The 20184-nt window shown below is 40.1% G+C and carries 14 protein-coding genes; 12 read left to right on the top strand and 2 right to left on the bottom strand.

The window, feature by feature from the left end:
* Positions 1–56: 56 nt before the first annotated feature.
* Positions 57–1289, bottom strand: a complete 1233-nt coding sequence (locus FLM47_RS12440) for a TMEM143 family protein (RefSeq protein WP_178956521.1) — start codon at positions 1287–1289, stop codon at positions 57–59.
* Between the two features lie 145 nt (positions 1290–1434).
* Between FLM47_RS12440 and FLM47_RS12435 the strand changes: the two genes are divergently transcribed.
* From FLM47_RS12435 to FLM47_RS12425, 3 genes are all read left to right on the top strand, one after another.
* A complete protein-coding gene (locus FLM47_RS12435) occupies positions 1435–2019 on the top strand; it encodes a YqaA family protein (protein WP_010387603.1) in 585 nt (194 codons plus the stop codon).
* Between the two features lie 64 nt (positions 2020–2083).
* Positions 2084–2983, top strand: a complete 900-nt coding sequence (locus FLM47_RS12430; RefSeq protein ID WP_178956869.1) for a GGDEF domain-containing protein — start codon at positions 2084–2086, stop codon at positions 2981–2983.
* A 76-nt stretch (positions 2984–3059) separates the two neighbouring features.
* Positions 3060–5663, top strand: coding sequence for a DUF2339 domain-containing protein (locus FLM47_RS12425; RefSeq protein ID WP_178956520.1), 2604 nt, complete (start codon positions 3060–3062; stop codon positions 5661–5663).
* A gap of 42 nt (positions 5664–5705) precedes the next feature.
* Here the strand turns inward: FLM47_RS12425 and FLM47_RS12420 are convergent, their stop codons facing one another.
* Positions 5706–9146 (bottom strand): PAS-domain containing protein, encoded by a 3441-nt coding sequence (locus FLM47_RS12420; RefSeq protein WP_178956519.1) that lies wholly within the window; start codon positions 9144–9146, stop codon positions 5706–5708.
* Between the two features lie 459 nt (positions 9147–9605).
* Between FLM47_RS12420 and FLM47_RS12415 the strand changes: the two genes are divergently transcribed.
* The 9 genes from FLM47_RS12415 (at position 9606) to phoB (ending at position 20112) form a co-directional block, all read left to right on the top strand.
* Positions 9606–9869, top strand: coding sequence for a DUF4212 domain-containing protein (locus tag FLM47_RS12415; RefSeq protein WP_008464847.1), 264 nt, complete (start codon positions 9606–9608; stop codon positions 9867–9869).
* A 10-nt stretch (positions 9870–9879) separates the two neighbouring features.
* Positions 9880–11604 (top strand): sodium:solute symporter family protein, encoded by a 1725-nt coding sequence (locus FLM47_RS12410; RefSeq protein ID WP_178956518.1) that lies wholly within the window; start codon positions 9880–9882, stop codon positions 11602–11604.
* A gap of 140 nt (positions 11605–11744) precedes the next feature.
* Positions 11745–13583 (top strand): DUF294 nucleotidyltransferase-like domain-containing protein, encoded by a 1839-nt coding sequence (locus FLM47_RS12405; protein ID WP_178956517.1) that lies wholly within the window; start codon positions 11745–11747, stop codon positions 13581–13583.
* Positions 13584–13588: 5 nt separating this feature from the next.
* Positions 13589–14212, top strand: coding sequence for a 3'-5' exonuclease (locus FLM47_RS12400; RefSeq protein WP_138609187.1), 624 nt, complete (start codon positions 13589–13591; stop codon positions 14210–14212).
* Positions 14213–14352: 140 nt separating this feature from the next.
* A complete protein-coding gene (locus tag FLM47_RS12395; RefSeq protein WP_178956516.1) occupies positions 14353–15093 on the top strand; it encodes an SIMPL domain-containing protein in 741 nt (246 codons plus the stop codon).
* 174 nt (positions 15094–15267) lie between these two features.
* On the top strand, positions 15268–16281 hold the full coding sequence (gene epd / locus FLM47_RS12390) for an erythrose-4-phosphate dehydrogenase (RefSeq protein ID WP_109874182.1): 1014 nt from the start codon (positions 15268–15270) through the stop codon (positions 16279–16281).
* 49 nt (positions 16282–16330) lie between these two features.
* On the top strand, positions 16331–17506 hold the full coding sequence (locus FLM47_RS12385) for a phosphoglycerate kinase (protein WP_178956515.1): 1176 nt from the start codon (positions 16331–16333) through the stop codon (positions 17504–17506).
* A 211-nt stretch (positions 17507–17717) separates the two neighbouring features.
* Complete coding sequence (gene fba, locus FLM47_RS12380) at positions 17718–18782, top strand: class II fructose-bisphosphate aldolase (RefSeq protein ID WP_008111197.1); 1065 nt, start codon at positions 17718–17720, stop codon at positions 18780–18782.
* A gap of 640 nt (positions 18783–19422) precedes the next feature.
* Positions 19423–20112, top strand: coding sequence for a phosphate regulon transcriptional regulator PhoB (gene phoB, locus FLM47_RS12375; RefSeq protein ID WP_008111196.1), 690 nt, complete (start codon positions 19423–19425; stop codon positions 20110–20112).
* Positions 20113–20184: the final 72 nt, after the last annotated feature.

Below are 20184 nucleotides of genomic sequence, written 5' to 3'. Positions count from 1 at the left end.
AATAACGTAAAAAGCAGCTGAAGTGTCAGCTGCTTTTTTGTTAAGTAAGGAGTTGCTTAGTTATATTGAAATAGGTTATCCCAGCGCTCATCTAATATGGCTTTTGCGTGCTCTAGATTTATCGCGTTATATAGGGTGTTTGTGCAAGTTACTAAATGCATGCGTTTAAGCTTTTCAAGCGCATCGCTAATTTCAAAATCTAGCTCGCATTTATACTTTGTTTTAAACCACGTCTCTATCTGCTCATCAAGCATTTGTGCGCTTAAGCCACTTTCTGATTTTAGTAAAAATGTATAGGCAAGCAGAGCTTCTTTTATGTCTTCTTCTTCGGCGGCGTCTATAAGGGTATGAAAAACACCGGCGTTGTTATCAAGGTTTTTAAAGTAAAGATTATCGCTCAGTGCTTTCATAAATTTAATTTTACGGTTTTTAAATTTACTCCACTCTTTAAACACAAAACTGCCAAATACTCCAATACCAATGGCTAACGTAATAAAGTGCTGCTGAGTCATGGTAACGGCTTTATCACTAAACCCTCCCCAAAATGTAAACAAAGCAAACAGTAAAAGTAATGAGGCGCCCAGTTTGGTAACTAATACTACCGCACCGCCAATAAGTGCCGATGAGCCAATAATCACTTTATCAATAGGGCGCATGCGTACTTCGCTATTAGGAAATAGCATTTCTAAGTCAGCTTTTGGCACATTTTGAAATAGTTTTACTATGGTTGAGCTGGGCTCAAACCCCATAGGTAGTTTATTTTTTGATTCAAAATAGGATTTGTCTTTAAAACGGATAAATACTGCTACGCGATCGTAGTTGGTAAAATGCAGTGGCTTTTTACGTAACCCCCAAAAACTGGTTATGGTTTCGGTGAGTTGCGACTCGCCACGGCGATAAAAAACCACTTCTTCAAAATCCTCAAACTCTACCTCAAGGCGCACTTTAAATAGTGATTCTTCGTTTAGTGCATCTTGTAGGTCTTGATGGGTGATCACTTCAAAATTAGCCGCGTTTAGAACTTTGGCAAAATCTTTAGCAAAATCACGTTGGCACTGCGCTTTTTGTTCATCAGTCACGCTGTTTATCAAACGAGTATCGCTATTTGGATCAAAAGGCGCGTAATTATTTTTTAATGACTCAAGTGTGCCATGGTAATGAAAGTGAATTAAGCTGGCTAAAAGTTCACAAAGCTGCTTAAAAGAAGTTTGTTGGTCTTTATTAAGCTCTTTGGCGCACATTGTAATGATGTCGTGTTTTCTAAAGGGAATGTAGCGGGCAGTTTGCATATTGTGAAAATTTTAAAAGTATAATGGTATATAAAGATAATAAAGCAGTCTTATAATGATTACTATGTTGACTGTATTTCTTCAGGTAGCATTAACCTTATTATGAGATGATTTAGTCACTTACCTAATTGCTAACAGGACGTTTATGGCTATACAAAAAAAGCTCAAGCAAAAAACACGTCAGTTTATTGAGTCTAAAAATATGCTGGGTGGGATTACTATTGCCTCATTTTTAGAATCCACCATAGTTCCCATTCCACTCGAGGCAGTGCTGGTACCACTTATGCAAGCACGACGGGAAAAGCTTTGGCAAATTGCCCTAATGGCAACACTAGGCTGTATTGTAGGTGCGTTATTTGGCTATGCTTTAGGCTATTACTTATTTGATATCATTGGCGATTGGGTTATCAACACATTCTCAAGCCCTGAGCAGTTTGAAAACGTAAAACAAAAAATGCAGGCACAAGGATTTTGGTTTGTGTTAAGCCTAGGTATCGTGCCTATTCCGTTTCAAATTGCGATGCTGGCCGCTGGCGCAACTAAGTATTCGCTGGCGCTGTTTTTATTAGCAAGCGCTATTGCTCGCTCTATACGTTATTTCGGCTTGGCAATCGTGGTGTATTATGCGGGCAATCAAGCTGAGCGTATTATCAGCAAGCACAAAACTAAGACCATGATTGGGTTAACTATTTTAGTTGCGATTGGCTGGGGTGTTAGCACATTAATTTAAATTAATCAGTTTTAGTTTATGGTATAGTTTTTAGCAACAATAATAAGTTTAAATACAGCCTATGATGAATCCGGAAAAAGTGAGCCTTAAGCTCAGCCGCTTTGTAAAAATTACCAGATTAAACAAACTGTTAATTTTAGCTATGCTGGCATTTATTATTGGCTTTTCAATTTTTTCGTTAATGCGCTTTCCTTTATTGGATTTCAAGCAAAATCTTTACGGCTTTACCACTGACTTTATTAACTTAGTGGTTATTTTTACAATTTTCTTTATGGTGCAATGTTCACAATTAGCTAAAAAAGCCTACGTGTATGTCAGTATCGGTTTAATGTTATGGATTGTAGCATCTACTGCCGATGTGCTTGATGAAGTAATACATCAGCCTCTTTGGATAAGCAATTACGTAGAGGATTTATGTCGCACATTGGGTATGTTAATTACTGTTTATGGTTTATTTAAAACCATGCACTTTATGCAGCGAATGCACACTCGGTTAGCGCAAGAATTTATCATAGATGATTTAACTAAAGTGTATAACCGACGCTGTTTTTATCAGCATGTGAAGGAGGTTGTTAATAATCCTTACACTGTTTTAATCATAGATCTTGATCATTTCAAACGTATTAATGACGATTTTGGCCATGATGTGGGCGATCAGGTGCTTAAACAGTTCGCAGATAAAGTGAATCATCTTTTTAAAAATGAAAATATTTTTGCTCGCATAGGCGGTGAGGAGTTCGCCGCTTACTTACCTAGTTATGAGCTTGATGAAGTGCTTAACTTTGCGCAGACTATTCTAGAAACTGCTCGTACTATTACAGTACAAAATCAGCGTTCTTTAACGGTTAGTATCGGTATTGCGCACCGTAGTAGCGATCAGAGCTTTGAAAATGTAATGAAACGTGCAGATCAGGCATTATACCGAGCTAAAAAAGCAGGCCGTGATCGCCTTGAGGTTGCTTAAACATAGTAATTTTATAAAATAGATTTCGCTTGTGCTATTTTTGGGGACTTCTGTTGCGAGGTAAAAAAGGGACTGTATGGATGAGTTAATCGGATTAGCAATTATTGTATCTATTGCGATTGTTGCAGGGGCTATTTGTGGATTAGTGGCCTTAGTGCAATTGAACACCCTTAAACAAGAGGTTGCAGTATTAAAACTAAAACTATTACAGTTTGAGTCAAATCAAAATGTAGCAAAAAATGAAAAATCCTCCGCTGACCCTCAAGTAGATAACGCAATACCTCTAAACCGCTCAGATATTCCTGCTGCTGTTAATAAACCAGTAAGCATTAAACCTCCACCACCTCGTAAAACGATAACTAAAAAACCATCGAGTATTGAACTGCTTTTTAAACAATTACGTGCAGGCTTCGAGAAAAATTGGATGACCTGGATTGGTGCTATTGCTTTGGCTTTAGGTGGCGTGTTTTTAGCAAAATACAGTTTAGAGGCTGGGCTACTTTCACCTGCAATGAGGCTCAGTGCCGGTGGATTATTTGGCATTGGCTTAATCGCAGCAGCGTATTATTTACATTATAAACGCATCGTTTTTGAAGGCTTTAATAATTACATTCCTGCAGCCCTTGCCAGTGGCGGCTTTATGACTTGTTTTGCCTTAATGTTTTTAGCTTATAACAGCTTTAGCATGCTAAGTGCTGAGTGGGCATTTATTGGCTTAGCAGTTATTGCTGTGTGTGCTAGTGTAATGGCAATAAAGTTAGGCCCTTTACTTGCTGTAATAGGCATTATAGGCGCTTACAGTGTTCCTATTTGGGTAAATACGGGCAGTGGGCAGTTATTTTCTTTGCTTATTTATGTTGCCCTTGTGAGTGTTGCCGCAGCAGTTGTGGCACATAAAGTAAAGCGTATTTGGCTGTGGTATTTACTATGGGTAGGGCATATTGGCTGGTACTTGGTTGGACTCACTCTATTTAACTACGACACAGTGTGGTTAATAGGCGCTTTTGCGTTGTTAAGTATTTTAGGATTAATCGCTATTGCACGCTTAGGCTTGGGCTTTAACACCCTTGAAGTACGCCCGCACAGCTTTAAACGGTTAGTTAATTTATTTCCAGACCACGGTTTGTTACTGGCCTTTATTGCTCCTTTAATGATTGCCATGCTGTTGAGTGTGTTTAATTTACAATGGCAAATCGTGGCGTTATTAAGCATCGCTTTGTTACTATTTTTAGTGCTAAAAAATAGCCGTTGGGATGCATGGCAGGCTGTCTCTTTATTAATTGCACTGTTATTAGTGGTCAGTGCTAAACAAACTTATGCCTTTAATGACGCGTTATTCATTTTTAAAAACGAATACGGGCTAGGCTTATTACTTGCTCTGGGGCTAAGTGGCTATGGACTCTATTTTGGTAATAAATACCCAAAACGATTAGCTTTTCATTTGCTTGCTTCATTAAGCATGTTTGCATTAGTTGGCACTTTGTATGCGATGATCCCAAACACGGCTTTAGCAACCGCTTACCCTCTTTGGGCGGTATTGCTATGTTTAATGAGTGCCGTGTTAATTAAATTTACGCAAAATAATACAACCTTATGGCAGCGCTTTAGTTATTGGGTGGGGGCAAACGCCAATATTACCTTAGCAATTACGATGTTACTGAGTGATAGTGGCCTTACCATTGCTCTGGCTGTTCAAGTATTACTGCTGAGCTTACTGATAAAAAAATACAATGTGGCTATGCCACACTGGCCAATAAAAGCCCTTGTGGCGGCATTACTTTTACGCCTTACCTTATCGCCGTGGACGCCTAGTTATGATGAGCTAAGCATATTTGGTTTGCATTGGAGTTTAGTTGTTTACCCGCTGTGTATTGGGTTATTTTTTGCAGCGGCTAAATGTTTTAATACTTCAAAACTAAAAATATGGCTTGAAGGAGCAGCACTGCATTGTTTAGCGTTATTTGTGACAACCGAAACCAGTTATCAACTGGTAGGGCACTACCCTCAGCTGTTTTCTTTAAGTTTTTATGAGCAAGTTTTGCTCAGTTGTAACTTGCTTGCTTTAGGCTGCGTTTATTTATATCGCGCGCAAAGTGCAGGGCAGCTGGGCAAGCTATATCGCACTGCAGGTTTTATTTTATCAGCGTTAGCTGGCTTGTTGTTAATCAATACAACGTTGGATGATAATCCGTTATTAATGCGTCTTTATGTTGGTGAAACACCAATATTTAACTGGATACTTTTAATTTGGTTGGTCCCGAGCCTGCTGGCGTTATGGTTAGCGAGTTTAGTTAAACCGTTAAATGCTAAATTGAGTCAAATTACACTCGGTGTGTCTGGTTTATTAGCCCTGTTAGCTATCAACAGCTTGATCCGTCAATATTGGCAAGGTGGCTTCATTTATCTTGATAAAGCAACCAGTGACGCCGAGCTATATAGCTATTCGGTTATTTGGTTATTACTCGGCGCGCTGGTAGTGATAGCCGGGCATTTAAAGCAGCAACGGTTACTGCAAAATGTTGGTTTAGGTATTCTTGGCGCTGTAATTGTTAAGGTGTTTTTAATAGATATGGCAAATTTAACGGGACTTCTAAAAGCATTGTCCTTCATTGGTTTAGGGTTGTCGCTGGTAGGGCTTAGTTGGTTATTCCAAAAACTCAGAGAGCGCATTCATAGTTAAGTTCAAGCCCAGTACTTACTGGGCTTAAGCTCTTATTAATCGTTAAGTGCTGTGGTTCAGCAGTGCTTTAAGCTTACCAGGTTTTACTGGTTTACTCAGATAATGAATATTTTCGGCTTTGGTGATTTGTTTTAGCTCAGTGTCTCGCACTGCGGTAATTAATATAGCCGGAATATCGCTTTGCCAAATCTCGCGTAGCGCTTTAATTAAAGTAATGCCATCCCAATCATTACCTAACTGATAGTCCATTAAAATAACATCAGGTGCGCCCTGTTCTTTTGCATAAGTTAACACCGCGTCCACTTTATCGAATAGGGTGTAATTTGCCTGCCAGCGCTTTAATAGGCTAGCCATGGCTGCAAGGTTTTCAGGGTCGTCGTCAACGGCAATAATATTTATCGCGGCGCGGTTGTCGACTATATTTTGACTGGATTGTTTTTGCTGTACTAATTGCGCATCACCATAAGGCACTTCAATGCTAAATCGGCTGCCTTTATTAGGTAATGAAACCACATCAATCGGCAGGCTCAATAAATCAGCCATACGTTTAACCACCCCTAAACCTAAGCCAACGCCTTTATTGTCGCTAGCTTCAATTCGGTAAAAGTCGTTAAATATTTTTGCTTGTTCAATGTCGCTAATACCAGGGCCGGTATCCCATACTTCAATCCGTAAACTGTGCTTTCTGTTTCTACAGGCAATTAATACACGGCCATTTTCCGTGTATTTAATCGCATTTGACAGTAAGTTTTGTAGTATTCGGCGCAAGTAAGTAATGTCGCTGTGTACTATTTGTTTATTTGAACGTACTTTAAATGAGAGTCCTTTATCGCTCGATAAAATCGCATATTCGCTTTTAAGGGGATCTAAAATATCATCAATGTAAAAGTGACGAGGATTTGGGGTCATTGCCCCTTGCTCTAGCTTGGCAATTTCTAATAAAGCCGACATTAAATGCACGGTGGAATCGAGGCTATCACCTAGCTTATTAAAGTTATTTTTATTGGTGCTATCTAATTGAGTTTCATCAATGGCGGCGAGATATAATCGTGCCGCATTGAGCGGTTGTAATATATCATGGCTGGCCAGTGCTAAAAAGCGAGTTTTACTATCATTCGCTTGCTCAGCTTCACGTTTAGCTAAAGTAAGTGCTTGCTCTGTTTGTACGCGACTATCGATTTGTGCTTGCAGGCTACTATTAATGGTTTGCACTTCTTGGGTGCGCGCTTCAATGCGGTTTTCTAAGTCCATATTAATTTCTTCGAGCGCATTTTGCGTACTAATATGATTAGTAATATCAGAAAAACTCGTTACAAACCCCCCATCAGGTAGTGGGTTGCCTATCATTTCGTAAACCTGGCCATTTCGACGATGACGAATAAAGTGATGTGAGCTGCCATTTTTTAAATGCTGAACCCGCTTATCAACATGGCGATCAATTTCACCGGGGCCGCATTCACCGCGCTCTGCGTTATACCGTATTATTTCTTCAATGGGCTGGCCAACTTGTAAAAAACCCTCAGGGTAGTTAAACATTTCGCTGTAGCGCTTATTCCAAGCAACGAGGTTGAGATCTTTATCTACCACAGAGAGTCCGTGGCTTAAGTTTTCGAGTGAGGTAAATAGTAAGTTTTGATTAAACTGCAGTGCTTGTGTGGTTTCATCAAAAAAGTTTACCACTTCTTCAAACGCCATTCGTTTGCCAGATGATACTGTATGAATAAGTGCTTGCGCAGAGGAAGCACCTAATACTCCAGTTAGTGCGCGTTCGCAGTAGGCAATAAAGTCAGCGCGAGGGTGTGCATTGTTGTCGTTTAAATCATGATGGAGTGCGTAATGCGATAAAATTTGTTGGCTACGCTGAATGCCTAAGAAGGTCTGCAGTAAAATTTTAAAGTCATATACGGTGGCTTTTACGTTTTTATTTAAGCGACGAGATAAAATGGCCTGATCTTTAGGATTAACAAATGCCGCAGCTTGAATTTTATCGATTAAGCGCTCTTCAGCTCCCAAGGAAAAGCTAATGTAACAGCCAATATTAGCAAACAACGCGATTAAGGTGCCTCTAGTTATAAGCGTTTGTTGCAGCTCACTGTCTAGTGGGTTAGGGGCTTCTAAAATAGGCAACATTAAAAATAGCACCCAACAAATGACCCCTGCGAGTAGCCCAGCATAAACACCATAAGCATGACCTTTTCGCCAATATAAACCACCCACAATAGCAGGCAATAATTGCGACACCAATGAGAAAGCCACTAACCCCATACTGGCTAGCGCACTGCCACTACCAAACCATTGCTGATAGAAGTAGGCTAAAATAAGTACCCCAGCAATGGTAAAACGCCGTACTAATAAAATGCGGGATTTGTAGCTGGTGGTGATTAAATTACGTTTAAATTTACGGCGCAACATTAAGGGGAGCACCACGTCGTTGGAGATCATGGTGCTTAGTGTAAGTGTTGCAACAACAATCATGGCTGTGGCAGCAGAAAGCCCACCTATAAACACAAAGGTGGTTAAAAAAGCGTTATCGTGCAGCATAGGCAGTGCCAGTACAAAGCTGTCAGGTGATAAACTGCGACCAATTTCTGGATGAATAGCAGCGGTGGCAATAGGTAAAATCATTGCTGCGGTTAATAACAAGTACAATGGAAAAGCCCAGCGAGCAGTAAATAAATGGCGCTTATCTTGGTTATCAACCACGGTGACATGAAATTGCCGTGGCAAACAAATTATAGCAGCTGCCGCCATTAGTGACTGACCTATAAAGTTAAAGCTAAAAAAGTCAAACTGCGCCCAATGCAGCCAAATTGACTCGGCAACTTGGCTAGAACCCTCTGTGGGTAAATTAAATAAGCTATATATTGCAAGCCCTGCTACAGCAGCCAGAGCAAACAGCTTTATTAGCGACTCAAACGCCACAGCAAGCATTAAGCCTGAGCGGTACTCGGTTACATCAACTTTGCGCGTGCCAAAAAATATAGCAAATAGTGCCATCATTAAAGTGGCTGATAACGCCAAAATATCCCCAGATATTTGATTACTATTTTGCAAAAGTAAAAAACTAGAACTAAGCGCTTTTAATTGTAATGCAATGTAAGGAATAGTGGCTAATAAGGCAATAATGGTCACCATAATAGCGGTGGTTTGGCGTTTGCCGTAACGCGCTGAAATAAAGTCGGCAATAGTGGTGATATTTTGTTTTTTACTCACCAATACCAGTTTACGTAAAAAGCCTTGGCCGAAAAAAAACAGTAAGGCGGGTCCTAATAAAATAGGCAAAAAGCTCCAACTACTAGTAGCAGCGGTGCCTACCGAGCCATAGTAAGTCCACGAAGTACAATAAATTCCCAATGCAAATGAATACACAAATGGGTGATGACTAATACGCTTGGCAAGTGGGGTGGTCTTATCACCCCAATTTGCCAGCCAAAACAGCACGCCTATGTAGCCAAAGGCAACAATGAGTAGTACAGCTGTCATGTTTATTTAACCTCGTAGAGTGTTTTTATAATTTGTCATAACTATACCCAAACTATTTCAAGATGCGAGCGCCAGTTGGAGTTTGAAGTAGTTTGCTTATTAACAATACCTAGCTGCAAATAAAGTAGGGGGTATACATTTTGTTTATGTTATCTATAAATAAAATAAAACTATGATATTTAAGGGTTAATTTGTTTTTGTCTATTTAGTTAGACTAATGTCTTATTCCCACGGTTTGTTTTAATTTGGCTAAAAGTTTGAGCAATAAAAATCTATTAAGCTACTGAAATTTAACTGGTTCATGAGTTGTTTATTAATTGATCATGCGCAGTTTACGGAAACGTTAATATGTTGTTACGACTATTGTCGCAATTCAATATTTGAATTGCATTGCTAAATTGGTTAACGAATATAAAAAACCACCCATCACAATCGTGATGTTTAAAGGGGAAAATAAAAATGGCTTTTAAAAATGAAGAACAAGCAAAAGCTTATTGGGCAGAAAACATTTCATTACTGTTTAAATTATTAGCAGTATGGTTTGTGGTCTCTTTTGGCTTTGGCATATTACTGGTTGATGTACTTAATGAAGTACGTTTTTTTGGGTTTAAACTTGGCTTCTGGTTCGCCCAGCAAGGCGCGATTTATACCTTTGTGGCTTTGATTTTTGTGTACGTTTTCAAAATGAATACGTTAGATAAAAAATATGGCGTAGACGAATAGGAGCTAGTCAATGGATGTTCAAATACTCACATTTATAATTGTCGGTTTAAGCTTTGCGCTTTATATCGGTATTGCAATTTGGGCTCGAGCTGGGTCCACAAATGAATTCTACGTTGCTGGTGGTGGTGTACCTCCACTAGCCAATGGTATGGCAACTGCTGCGGATTGGATGAGTGCTGCGTCATTCATTTCAATGGCGGGTATTATCTCGTTTGCGGGTTACGACGGAAGTGTTTACTTAATGGGGTGGACCGGTGGTTATGTACTACTGGCTATGTGTTTAGCGCCTTACTTACGTAAATTCGGCAAGTTTACCGTGCCAGACTTTATCGGTGACCGTTACTACTCACGTACTGCGCGTTTAGTGGCTATTTTATGTGCCATCTTTATTTGTTTTACTTACATTGCGGGTCAAATGCGTGGTGTTGGTGTAGTGTTCTCTCGCTTCTTAGAAGTTGAAATTGAAACCGGTGTTTATATCGGTATGATCATTGTTTTCTTCTATGCCGTACTTGGTGGCATGAAAGGTATTACTTACACGCAAGTTGCGCAGTATTGTGTACTGGTATTTGCTTATTTAGTACCGGCTATTTTTATCTCTATGATGGCAACAGGTCACTTTTTTCCACAAACAGGCTTTGGTGCCACGCTAAGTGATGGCTCAGGTATGTATGTACTTGATAAGCTCGATGGTTTAAGTACCGAGCTTGGATTTGGCCAATACACTGAAGGCTCAAAGAGCATGATTGATGTATTTGCAATTACAGGTGCTCTTATGGTGGGTACTGCTGGTTTACCACACGTAATTGTTCGCTTTTTCACTGTACCTCGCGTTAAAGACACACGTATTTCAGCAGCATGGACACTGGTGTTTATTGCTATTGTTTACACAACAGCACCTGCAGTAGCTTCGTTTGCCCGTGTAAACATGATTGATACAATTAATGGTAAAGACGGAAGTGGTACAGCGTATGCAGAGGCACCAGCTTGGATCAAAAACTGGGAACGCACAGGCCTAATCACCTTTAATGATAAAAATGGTGACGGCAAAATGTTCTACACATCAGGTAAAATCACTGATCCTAATAGCGCAAACGAAGTAAATGTTGACCGCGATATTATGGTACTAGCGAATCCTGAAATAGCCGACTTACCAGCCTGGGTTATTGCACTCGTTGCAGCAGGTGGTATTGCCGCGGCACTATCTACTACAGCGGGCTTACTATTGGTTATTTCAACCTCAGTATCGCACGATTTACTTAAACGGACACTTAAACCGGATATAACCGACAAGCAAGAATTACTTGCAGCGAGGTTGGCAGCGATGATTGCTATTGTAATATCCGCTTACTTTGGGATTAACCCGCCAGGATTTGTGGCCTCGGTTGTTGCCTTTGCCTTCGGCTTAGCAGCGGCGAGCTTCTTCCCTGCAATTATTATGGGTATTTTCTCTAAATCAATGAATAAACATGGTGCAATTGCAGGCATGGTAACGGGTATCACCTTTACTGCTGCATACATCATTTACTTCAAGTTTGTGAGTCCAGAGCTTAATAGCCCAGAAAATTGGTTCTTAGGTATTTCACCTGAAGGGATTGGTTTAGTAGGCATGATCATTAACTTTGCAGTAGCTGCAGGTGTTATGAAAATGACTCAACCGACACCAGTTGAAATTCAAGAAATGGTTGAAGGTATTCGTAATCCTAAAGGGTCTAGTGATGCGCATGCTCACTAATCCATATATCTAATGATATAACGCATCAAAGCCCGACTTAAGTCGGGCTTTTTATTTGTTTAAATAATGACTACATTAAATAATCGCTATATTAAATAACCATATTTCAGGTTAAGTCGCTTTTTTATTGAGGATGATTTATGAGTAGTGAGCAACAGGAAGTCGCGCAGTTTATTAACAAGCAAGCACCATTTTCAATGTTACAGGACAGCGCCTGCAGTTATTTTGTTAACCATCTCGATAGTATTTATTTGACCCGAGAAAACCAAACGCAATGGCTTAACAGTGAACAGCCTAAATTATTTTTAATTCGTTCCGGGTTATACGATTTAGTGGATGCTCAAGGCGATACGGTAACGCGTTTAACTCAAGGTGATTACTTTGGTTATCCCTCGTTACTGACGGGAGATTCAATACAAAACAGTTTAGAAGTACAAAAAGAGGGCATTGTCTATATGCTCGACCAAACGGATTTTGATTACTTACGTCGAGAATATAAAGCATTCGAGCAATACTTTGTTCGTGCTCATGCTAATCGATTGCTGTCATCACATTATAAAAGTAACAACGACAGCTGGTCTGAGCGTAAAATATCAGAGATCATGACTCGCAAAGCGATTACGCTGCCCCCCGATGCCAGCATCCGTCATAGTGCTAAAAAAATGCAAGAGCATGGGATTTCATCAATGATGATCACCGAAAATTCGCATCTTATTGGTGTGGTTACAGATCGTGATTTACGTAACCGAGTGCTTGCCGATGAAGTTGACCCTGCGCAAGCTATCGATAGTATTATGACCAATAAGCCTAAGTTTATATTTGAAAATAACCGCGTATTTTCAGCGCTGCACTTAATGCTTAAGCATAATATTCATCATTTACCTGTGCTTGACGAAAACCATAAACCGCTAGGAATGATCACCAGTACAGACTTACTACGCCAACAAAAAAGCGACCCAGTGCAGCTAATTGGTCGTATTTACAAGGCCCATAATGTGGCTGATTTAAAACGTTACGCGAAAGAAATTCCTGAGTTATTAAAAGGGTTTTCAAATAATATTGATGATATTTCGCTGATCGGAAAGTTACTCAGTGGTTTAACCGATGCGTTGACCTCGCGGCTAATTTTTTTATTTCAACAACACCATGGCGCCGCGCCAACCAGTTTTAGTTTTATTTGTTTTGGCTCTCAAGCGCGCGAAGAGCAAACACTGCATTCAGATCAAGATAATGGCTTGTTATTACCTGATGGTCTAAACGATGAACAGCACGCATATTTTAAACAGATGGGCGAATTTGTTTGTGAAAACTTAGTTGAGTGCGGCATTCGTCGTTGTCCTGGTAACATAATGGCTAGCAGTGATGCATGTCGAATGAGTGTTAGTGATTGGCGGGCGAAGTTTTTAAAGTGGATCACCAGTCCCACACCGCAGGCAATGCTCAACTGTAAAATCTTTTTTGATCTGCGCTTTATTGAAGGCTCAACCACACTCTATAGCCAGTTTTGTGAAGAGTTGACCCATATTTCTCGCAATGATCTTTTTTATGCGGCAATGGCCAGCGATGTTAACGCTAACAGTGCGCCGATTGGTTTATTCAATAACTTTAAAACCGAAAAAACAGAGCAACACCATAAGTACATCGATCTTAAAAAGCGCGGGGTGGTGATCATTAACGATCTAGCGCGACTTTATGCATTAAAAGTAGGCATTCGCCGTGCTAACACCCAAGAGAGGTTGGATGCTTTATTAAAGTATTCACTATTAAGCAAAGAAGATATTTATAATTTAAAAGATTGTTGGCGATTTTTAACTCAGCTTCGGCTGCGCACGCAAATAAACGAAGAAGGGTTACCTAGTAATTGTATTAACCCAGACAAACTCAATTCGTTAGAGCGTCATCAGCTTAAAGAAGCGTTTTACCTAGTAAAACAAGCGCAGCAAGGCGCGGCGTTTAAATTTGCGCGTGGGAGTTTGTAACAATAATGGTTAAGCAGCTTATTACGCGGTACTTAAAGCGTCGCCATTTGCTTGCGCAAAGTGCTTTAAAGCAACGTTATTTAGTGATTGATTTGGAATTAACAGGGCTTGATCCTAAACAACATGAAATTGTCTCGGTTGCTTGGGTACTGATTGATAATCAATGTATCAAGAATAGTCAATCGCAGCATATCGTTAATAAAGAGGTTAAAAGTCTAGAGCAAAGCCCTGTTTTTCACGGCATTAGTACTGACTCGGTGGCACAAGGGCAAAGTCTACAGAGTATTTTAATGTCTTTAAGTGCTCACTTTAGTGACTGCATTTTAGTATTTCATAATGCCATGCTCGACTGGGGCTTTTTAAAGTTAGCAATAAAAAATGCAGGGATCATCCAGCGGCCTAAGCTGATCATCGATACCTTACAAATAGAAAAAAAGCGCTTACTGCAACACGCAAGCGATATCAAATTAGATGATTTAACCTTAAATGAATGCCGTAATCGCTACGATTTACCAAGCTATCATTGCCATCATGCGCTTACCGATGCACAAGCCACTGCTGAGCTGTTATTAGCCCAATGCCATCAAATAGGCGCCGGTAAAGAACTTAAAGTAGGCGATCTAATGTAGGTTGGTTAAGGACAGCGAAACCCAACTATAAGAAACCCAACTATAAAGTATGCACTTAGCTTAATTGTATGCAGTTTACTTTTCTTCTTGTTTGTATACTTATGGGAACGCGTGTTTAATTAAAAATTCAAGGAACGAATATGAAACTTATCAGCGCTATTTTTATTATCTTATTCCCTCTTATTACTTTTGCTAATTCAAGCGTGCCAGCTAATCGTCATATTGCAGTGCAGGGGTCTGCTGAGGTATTAGTTGAGCCAGATATGGCTCAAATTATATTTGAAGTAAAAAGCATTGAAGATACATTACTTGAGGCTAAGCGTGACCTTGATGGCCGGATCAGCGTGTTATTTGAAGAATTAGATAAATATGATTTTGGCCAAGGCGATGTTCATATATCGGGTTTAAAAAGCAAGGTATACACTAAGGTTGGTACAGAATCAGGGATTGCTTTAAGCGATAATTATTTAGCTCTGAAAACAGTTAAAGTCACATTGAAAGATATTAAAAAAGTCGATGAATTTATTGATTTTGCTCAACGCTTACAAATAGACAATATCAAAAAAATTAATGGTTTATCCTCCAAGGCCATGCAGTTAGAGGCAGAGGCAACACAACTAGCAATTGATAACGCAAAAGCGAAGGGAAATAAGCTCGCTCAGTCTTTTGGTGCTGAACTTGGCAACGTTTATAGTATTAGTGCAAATTCTAGTAGCTCAGATTACGACGCGAGCGGTGTTAAGCACATTGTTTTATCTAGCCACAGAAATAGCATGGCTGCTAGAAATAACGAGAACCCATTTACGCAGCAGCAATATTTAGGTGCAAGAATAAGCGTTAAAGCATCAATAAACGTGGTGTTTGATTTAAAACTAAAATAGCAAATATCGCAAAGCCGAGTTAAAAATAAAAGCGCATTGCGTGTTGATTATGGCGTTAATTTAAAGTTTCTAATGCTTGGCTCTTATAATCGCAGGCAAGGTCGATTACAATACCGCCATCTAAAAGGCGACGCTGCCTTTCTCTGTACGTAACTAGAGTGGATTTTATATTTCATGGCAATCAAACTTGCAATTAATGGTTTTGGTCGTATTGGTCGAAATATTGTCCGTGCACTATACGAATCAGGCTTAAGCGACGAGATCAAAATTGTTGCAATTAACGAACTAGCCGACCCTGAAGCTATTGCCCATTTATTAAAATACGACACCTCTCATGGTCGTTTCACTTTTCCAGTTAAACTAGGTGAAGACACTATCAGCGTTGCTGATGACACCATTGCATTATTTTGTGAAGAAAATCCAGTTGAATTACCGTGGCAAACGCTAGATGTTGACGTGGTACTTGAATGTACTGGCGTGTACCACTCACGTGAGCATGCACAGTCACATATTGCCGCAGGTGCTAAAAAAGTGTTGTTTTCCCATCCTGCTGATAATGATGTAGATGCCACCATTGTGTATGGCATAAACGACGATGAGCTGAAAAACGAGCATACTATTGTCTCTAATGGTTCGTGTACCACCAACTGCGTTGTTCCTGTTATTAAAGTACTCGATGATGCCTTTGGTATTGAGTCTGGCGCTATTACAACTATTCATGCGTCAATGAACGATCAGCAAGTGATTGATGCGTATCACCATGATTTACGCCGAACTCGTGCCGCCAGCCAATCTATTATTCCGGTAGACACAAAATTAGCCCGTGGTATCGACCGTATTTTACCTAAATTTAAAGGCCGCTTTGAGGCTATTGCCGTTCGTGTACCGACTATTAATGTGACCGCCATGGATTTAAGTGTCACGGTAAATACCGATGTAGATTTAAGTGCGGTTAATAGTGCGCTTAAGGCACAAGCTAAAGATAGGCTTGAGGGTATTTTAAGTTACACCGAAGAGCCGCTGGTATCGGTTGATTTTAACCACGATCCCCATTCTTGTATTATAGATGGCACACAGACACGTGTTAGTCATAAACGGCTGATAAAATTACTAGTTTGGTGTGATAATGAGTGGGGGTTTGCGAATCGCATGCTTGATACCGCTCGTGCTATGATGGCATTTAAGTAATATTTAAAACGTATTTATTGGTTTAGTATCGTTAACTAAGGAGATGTTCATGTCGGTCATAAAAATGGCAGATTTAGATTTAAACGGCAAGCGTGTATTAATTCGTGAAGATTTAAATGTACCCGTTAAAGCAGGTAAAGTGACGTCAGACGCACGTATTCGTGCTGCACTACCTACTATCAAACTTGCGCTAGAAAAAGGTGCAAAAGTGATGGTTATGTCACACCTAGGCCGTCCTACGGAAGGGCAATACGAAGACGAATTTTCATTAGCACCCGTTGTTGATTACTTAAATGATGCACTTGAGCAAACTGTTCGCCTAGAAAAAGATTACTTAAACGGCGTTGATGTTGCAGATAGCGAAGTGGTTGTTTTTGAAAACGTACGTTTTAACAAAGGCGAGAAAAAAGACGACGAAGCCCTATCAAAGCAACTCGCTGCATTATGTGATGTTTACGTAATGGATGCCTTTGGTACTGCACATCGCGCACAAGCTTCAACCCATGGTGTGGGTCTGTTTGCTGATGTAGCGTGTGCTGGTCCATTATTATCGGCTGAACTAGACGCCCTAGGTAAAGCACTTGATAACCCAGCCCGTCCGTTAGTGGCGATTGTGGGTGGTTCTAAAGTATCCACTAAATTAACCGTACTTGATTCGTTATCTAAAATTGTTGATCAGCTTGTTACCGGCGGTGGTATTGCCAATACCTTTATTGCAGCTGCTGGTCATCCCGTAGGTAAGTCACTTTATGAGGCTGATTTAATGGATGAAGCAAATCGTTTATGCGTTGCAGCGAAAGCCAACGATGGCGAAATACCGGTACCCACAGATGTTGTTGTAGGTAATGAGTTTTCAGAGTCAGCTGTAGCCACACTTAAAGATGTAAGTGAAGTCACCAGCGACGATATGATTTTTGATATTGGCCCTGATACTGCTAATCAACTTGCAAAAATTATTGCTAATGCGGGCACTGTTGTATGGAATGGCCCAGTGGGTGTGTTTGAGTTTGATCAATTTGGTAATGGCACTCGCGCTATTGCAAAAGCGATTGCTGATTCAAGCGCATTTTCTATTGCTGGTGGTGGTGACACCCTAGCGGCAATTGATAAGTATGGCATTAGTGATAAAGTATCGTATATTTCTACTGGTGGTGGTGCGTTCTTAGAGTTTTTAGAAGGCAAAAAACTACCTGCAGTTGCAATGCTAGAATCACGCGCTAAATAATACCTTAGGGTATTAGCTAGCCGTAAAGCAGATGTGCTTATTTCACATCTGCTACAATTAACGAGTAAATACCTCTCACTTTTATTTAGTCGTTAATAATATGAATTTTAGGCCATTTGCCTTTTAATTCATGGCGCAGTGATTGCGCCAAACTAACAAATCCGTTCAAACTAGGTAGTAAAATAACTACCGATAAATTGGAGAATACCCAATGGCTTTAATCAGTATGCGACAACTTCTTGATCATGCCGCAGAGCATGGTTACGGTGTACCCGCGTTTAATGTAAATAACCAAGAGCAAATGCGTGCAATTATGGAAGCGGCTGATAAAACAAACAGCCCTGTTATTGTGCAAGGTTCTGCGGGCGCACGTGCGTATGCCGGTGCACCTTTTATTCGTCATATGATTTTAGCGGCAGTTGAAGAATGGCCACATATTCCAGTGGTTATGCATCAGGATCACGGTACATCACCGGGTGTATGTCAGCGTTCAATTCAGCTAGGATTTTCATCAGTAATGATGGATGGCTCATTAATGAGCGATGGTAAAACACCTTCAAGCTACGATTACAACGTTGATGTAACACGTAAAACAGTTGAAATGGCGCATGCGTGTGGCGTATCTGTAGAGGGTGAGCTAGGTGTATTAGGTTCACTTGAAACTGGTGAAGCGGGTGAAGAAGATGGTGTTGGCGCTGAGGGTAAACTTACCACTGAGCAAATGCTAACAAATCCAGAAGAAGCGGCAGACTTTGTAAATAAAACCCATGTTGATGCGCTGGCTATTGCCTGTGGTACATCACACGGTGCCTACAAATTTACGCGTCCACCAACCGACGACATTTTAGCAATTGATCGTATTAAAGAAATCCACGCGCGTATACCAAATACCCACTTAGTAATGCATGGTTCGTCTTCAGTACCACAAGAGTGGTTAGAGGTGATCAACCAATACGGTGGTGAGATCCCAGAAACTTACGGCGTGCCAGTAGAGCAAATTGTTGAAGGTATTAAATACGGTGTGCGTAAGGTAAACATTGATACTGACTTACGTTTAGCGTCTACCGGTGCAATCCGTCGTCATTTAGCAATGAACCCGTCTAACTTCGACCCACGTAAGTTCTTAGCCGCTGCAACGCAAGCGATGACTGATATTTGTATTGCCCGTTACGAAGCGTTTGGTACTGCAGGTCAAGCAAGTAAAATTAAGCCAATTTCGTTAGATGAAATGCACCTTAAATACTTAAGCGGTGAGCTAAACCCAAAAATAAAATAATGAGCCAATAATAGCGATACTCTCGCGCTCATTATAAAAGCCAGTTGCCTATGCACTGGCTTTTTTGATCTGTGGGGGATCAGTATTTTACCTAGTTATTAATTTGGGATCACTCGATTACTAACTTGTCATATCTGGGATCATTACTTTACTAACTAAAGCGCTAAAATGGGCATGTTTTAGTCATTTAGGCATCGTAAAGCGCAGTGGTAGAATGAAAATTATACAAAAAATCATTGGTTTAGCTTTAGTAGTGGGTAAAATAGTGATCCGCAAAGGGATCTGCTTGATAAAACTCTGATCCTGATATTTAAGATCTTAATAAAGCTGATCTAAATAGTGTCGTGGCGCAGTGAGCTTTTATGATCAGACTAAAAATATAGTTGTTAAAACTCGTCGCTTAGTAATTTGATGATCTCATAAATAATATAAAAACTACGCGCAATTATTAAGCTATTAACACCTCAAACCGCTTTTTGATTTACAGCTTATGATGATACAAAGATGACATATTTAATTTTTTGTCACTATTTTGTGTTTTTTTTTACGCTCATTTTGATTTCCACGTTACACTTTAATAAAAATGTCATACTTAGTCATAATAATGAAACCTACTCAATAGCCTAAGAGATAAATTGGAATGTCACGTAAAGTATTAGTCGTTGATGACGAAGCACCTATCAGGGAAATGTTGGTTTTTGTTTTAGAACAAAATGGGTTTCAAGCCATTGAGGCAGAAGATTATGATTCTGCAATATCTGCAATGGTTGAACCTTATCCAGATATGGTGTTACTCGATTGGATGCTACCTGGCGGTAGTGGAATTCAAATCGCTAAAAAATTCAAACAAAATGAACACACACGCCAAATTCCTATCATTATGCTGACAGCCCGCGGCGAAGAAGAAGATAAAATACGCGGTTTAGAAGTCGGTGCTGATGATTACGTTACAAAACCGTTCTCACCTAAAGAGTTAATGGCGCGTATTAAAGCGGTTATTCGTCGTGTTGCTCCTACCTCACTTGAAGAGGCGATTGAAGTACATGGCTTACGTTTAGATCCTATTTCGCATCGTGTGACCTCAGGTGGCAGTGAGCTAGATATGGGGCCAACGGAATTTAGACTGTTACACTTTTTTATGACCCACCCTGAGCGTGTATATAGCCGAGAGCAATTACTTGATCATGTATGGGGTACTAACGTTTATGTTGAAGATAGAACTGTAGATGTTCATATCCGTCGCCTGCGTAAGGCAATTGCTACGCTTGGGCATGACCGCTTAGTACAAACAGTTCGCGGTGCTGGTTATCGCTTTTCGAGTAAATTATAAGTTTACTTCGTAAGTCACAATCTATTAACCTAGCACAGTCAAATCATCTGCTAGTGTTTATAAGGTAAAGAG

The sequence above is a fragment of the Pseudoalteromonas sp. Scap06 genome (assembly GCF_013394165.1).
Classification (GTDB): Bacteria; Pseudomonadota; Gammaproteobacteria; order Enterobacterales; family Alteromonadaceae; genus Pseudoalteromonas.
Note: the sequence above shows the minus strand (reverse complement) of the source record. Positions and strands in the feature narration are given on the sequence as shown.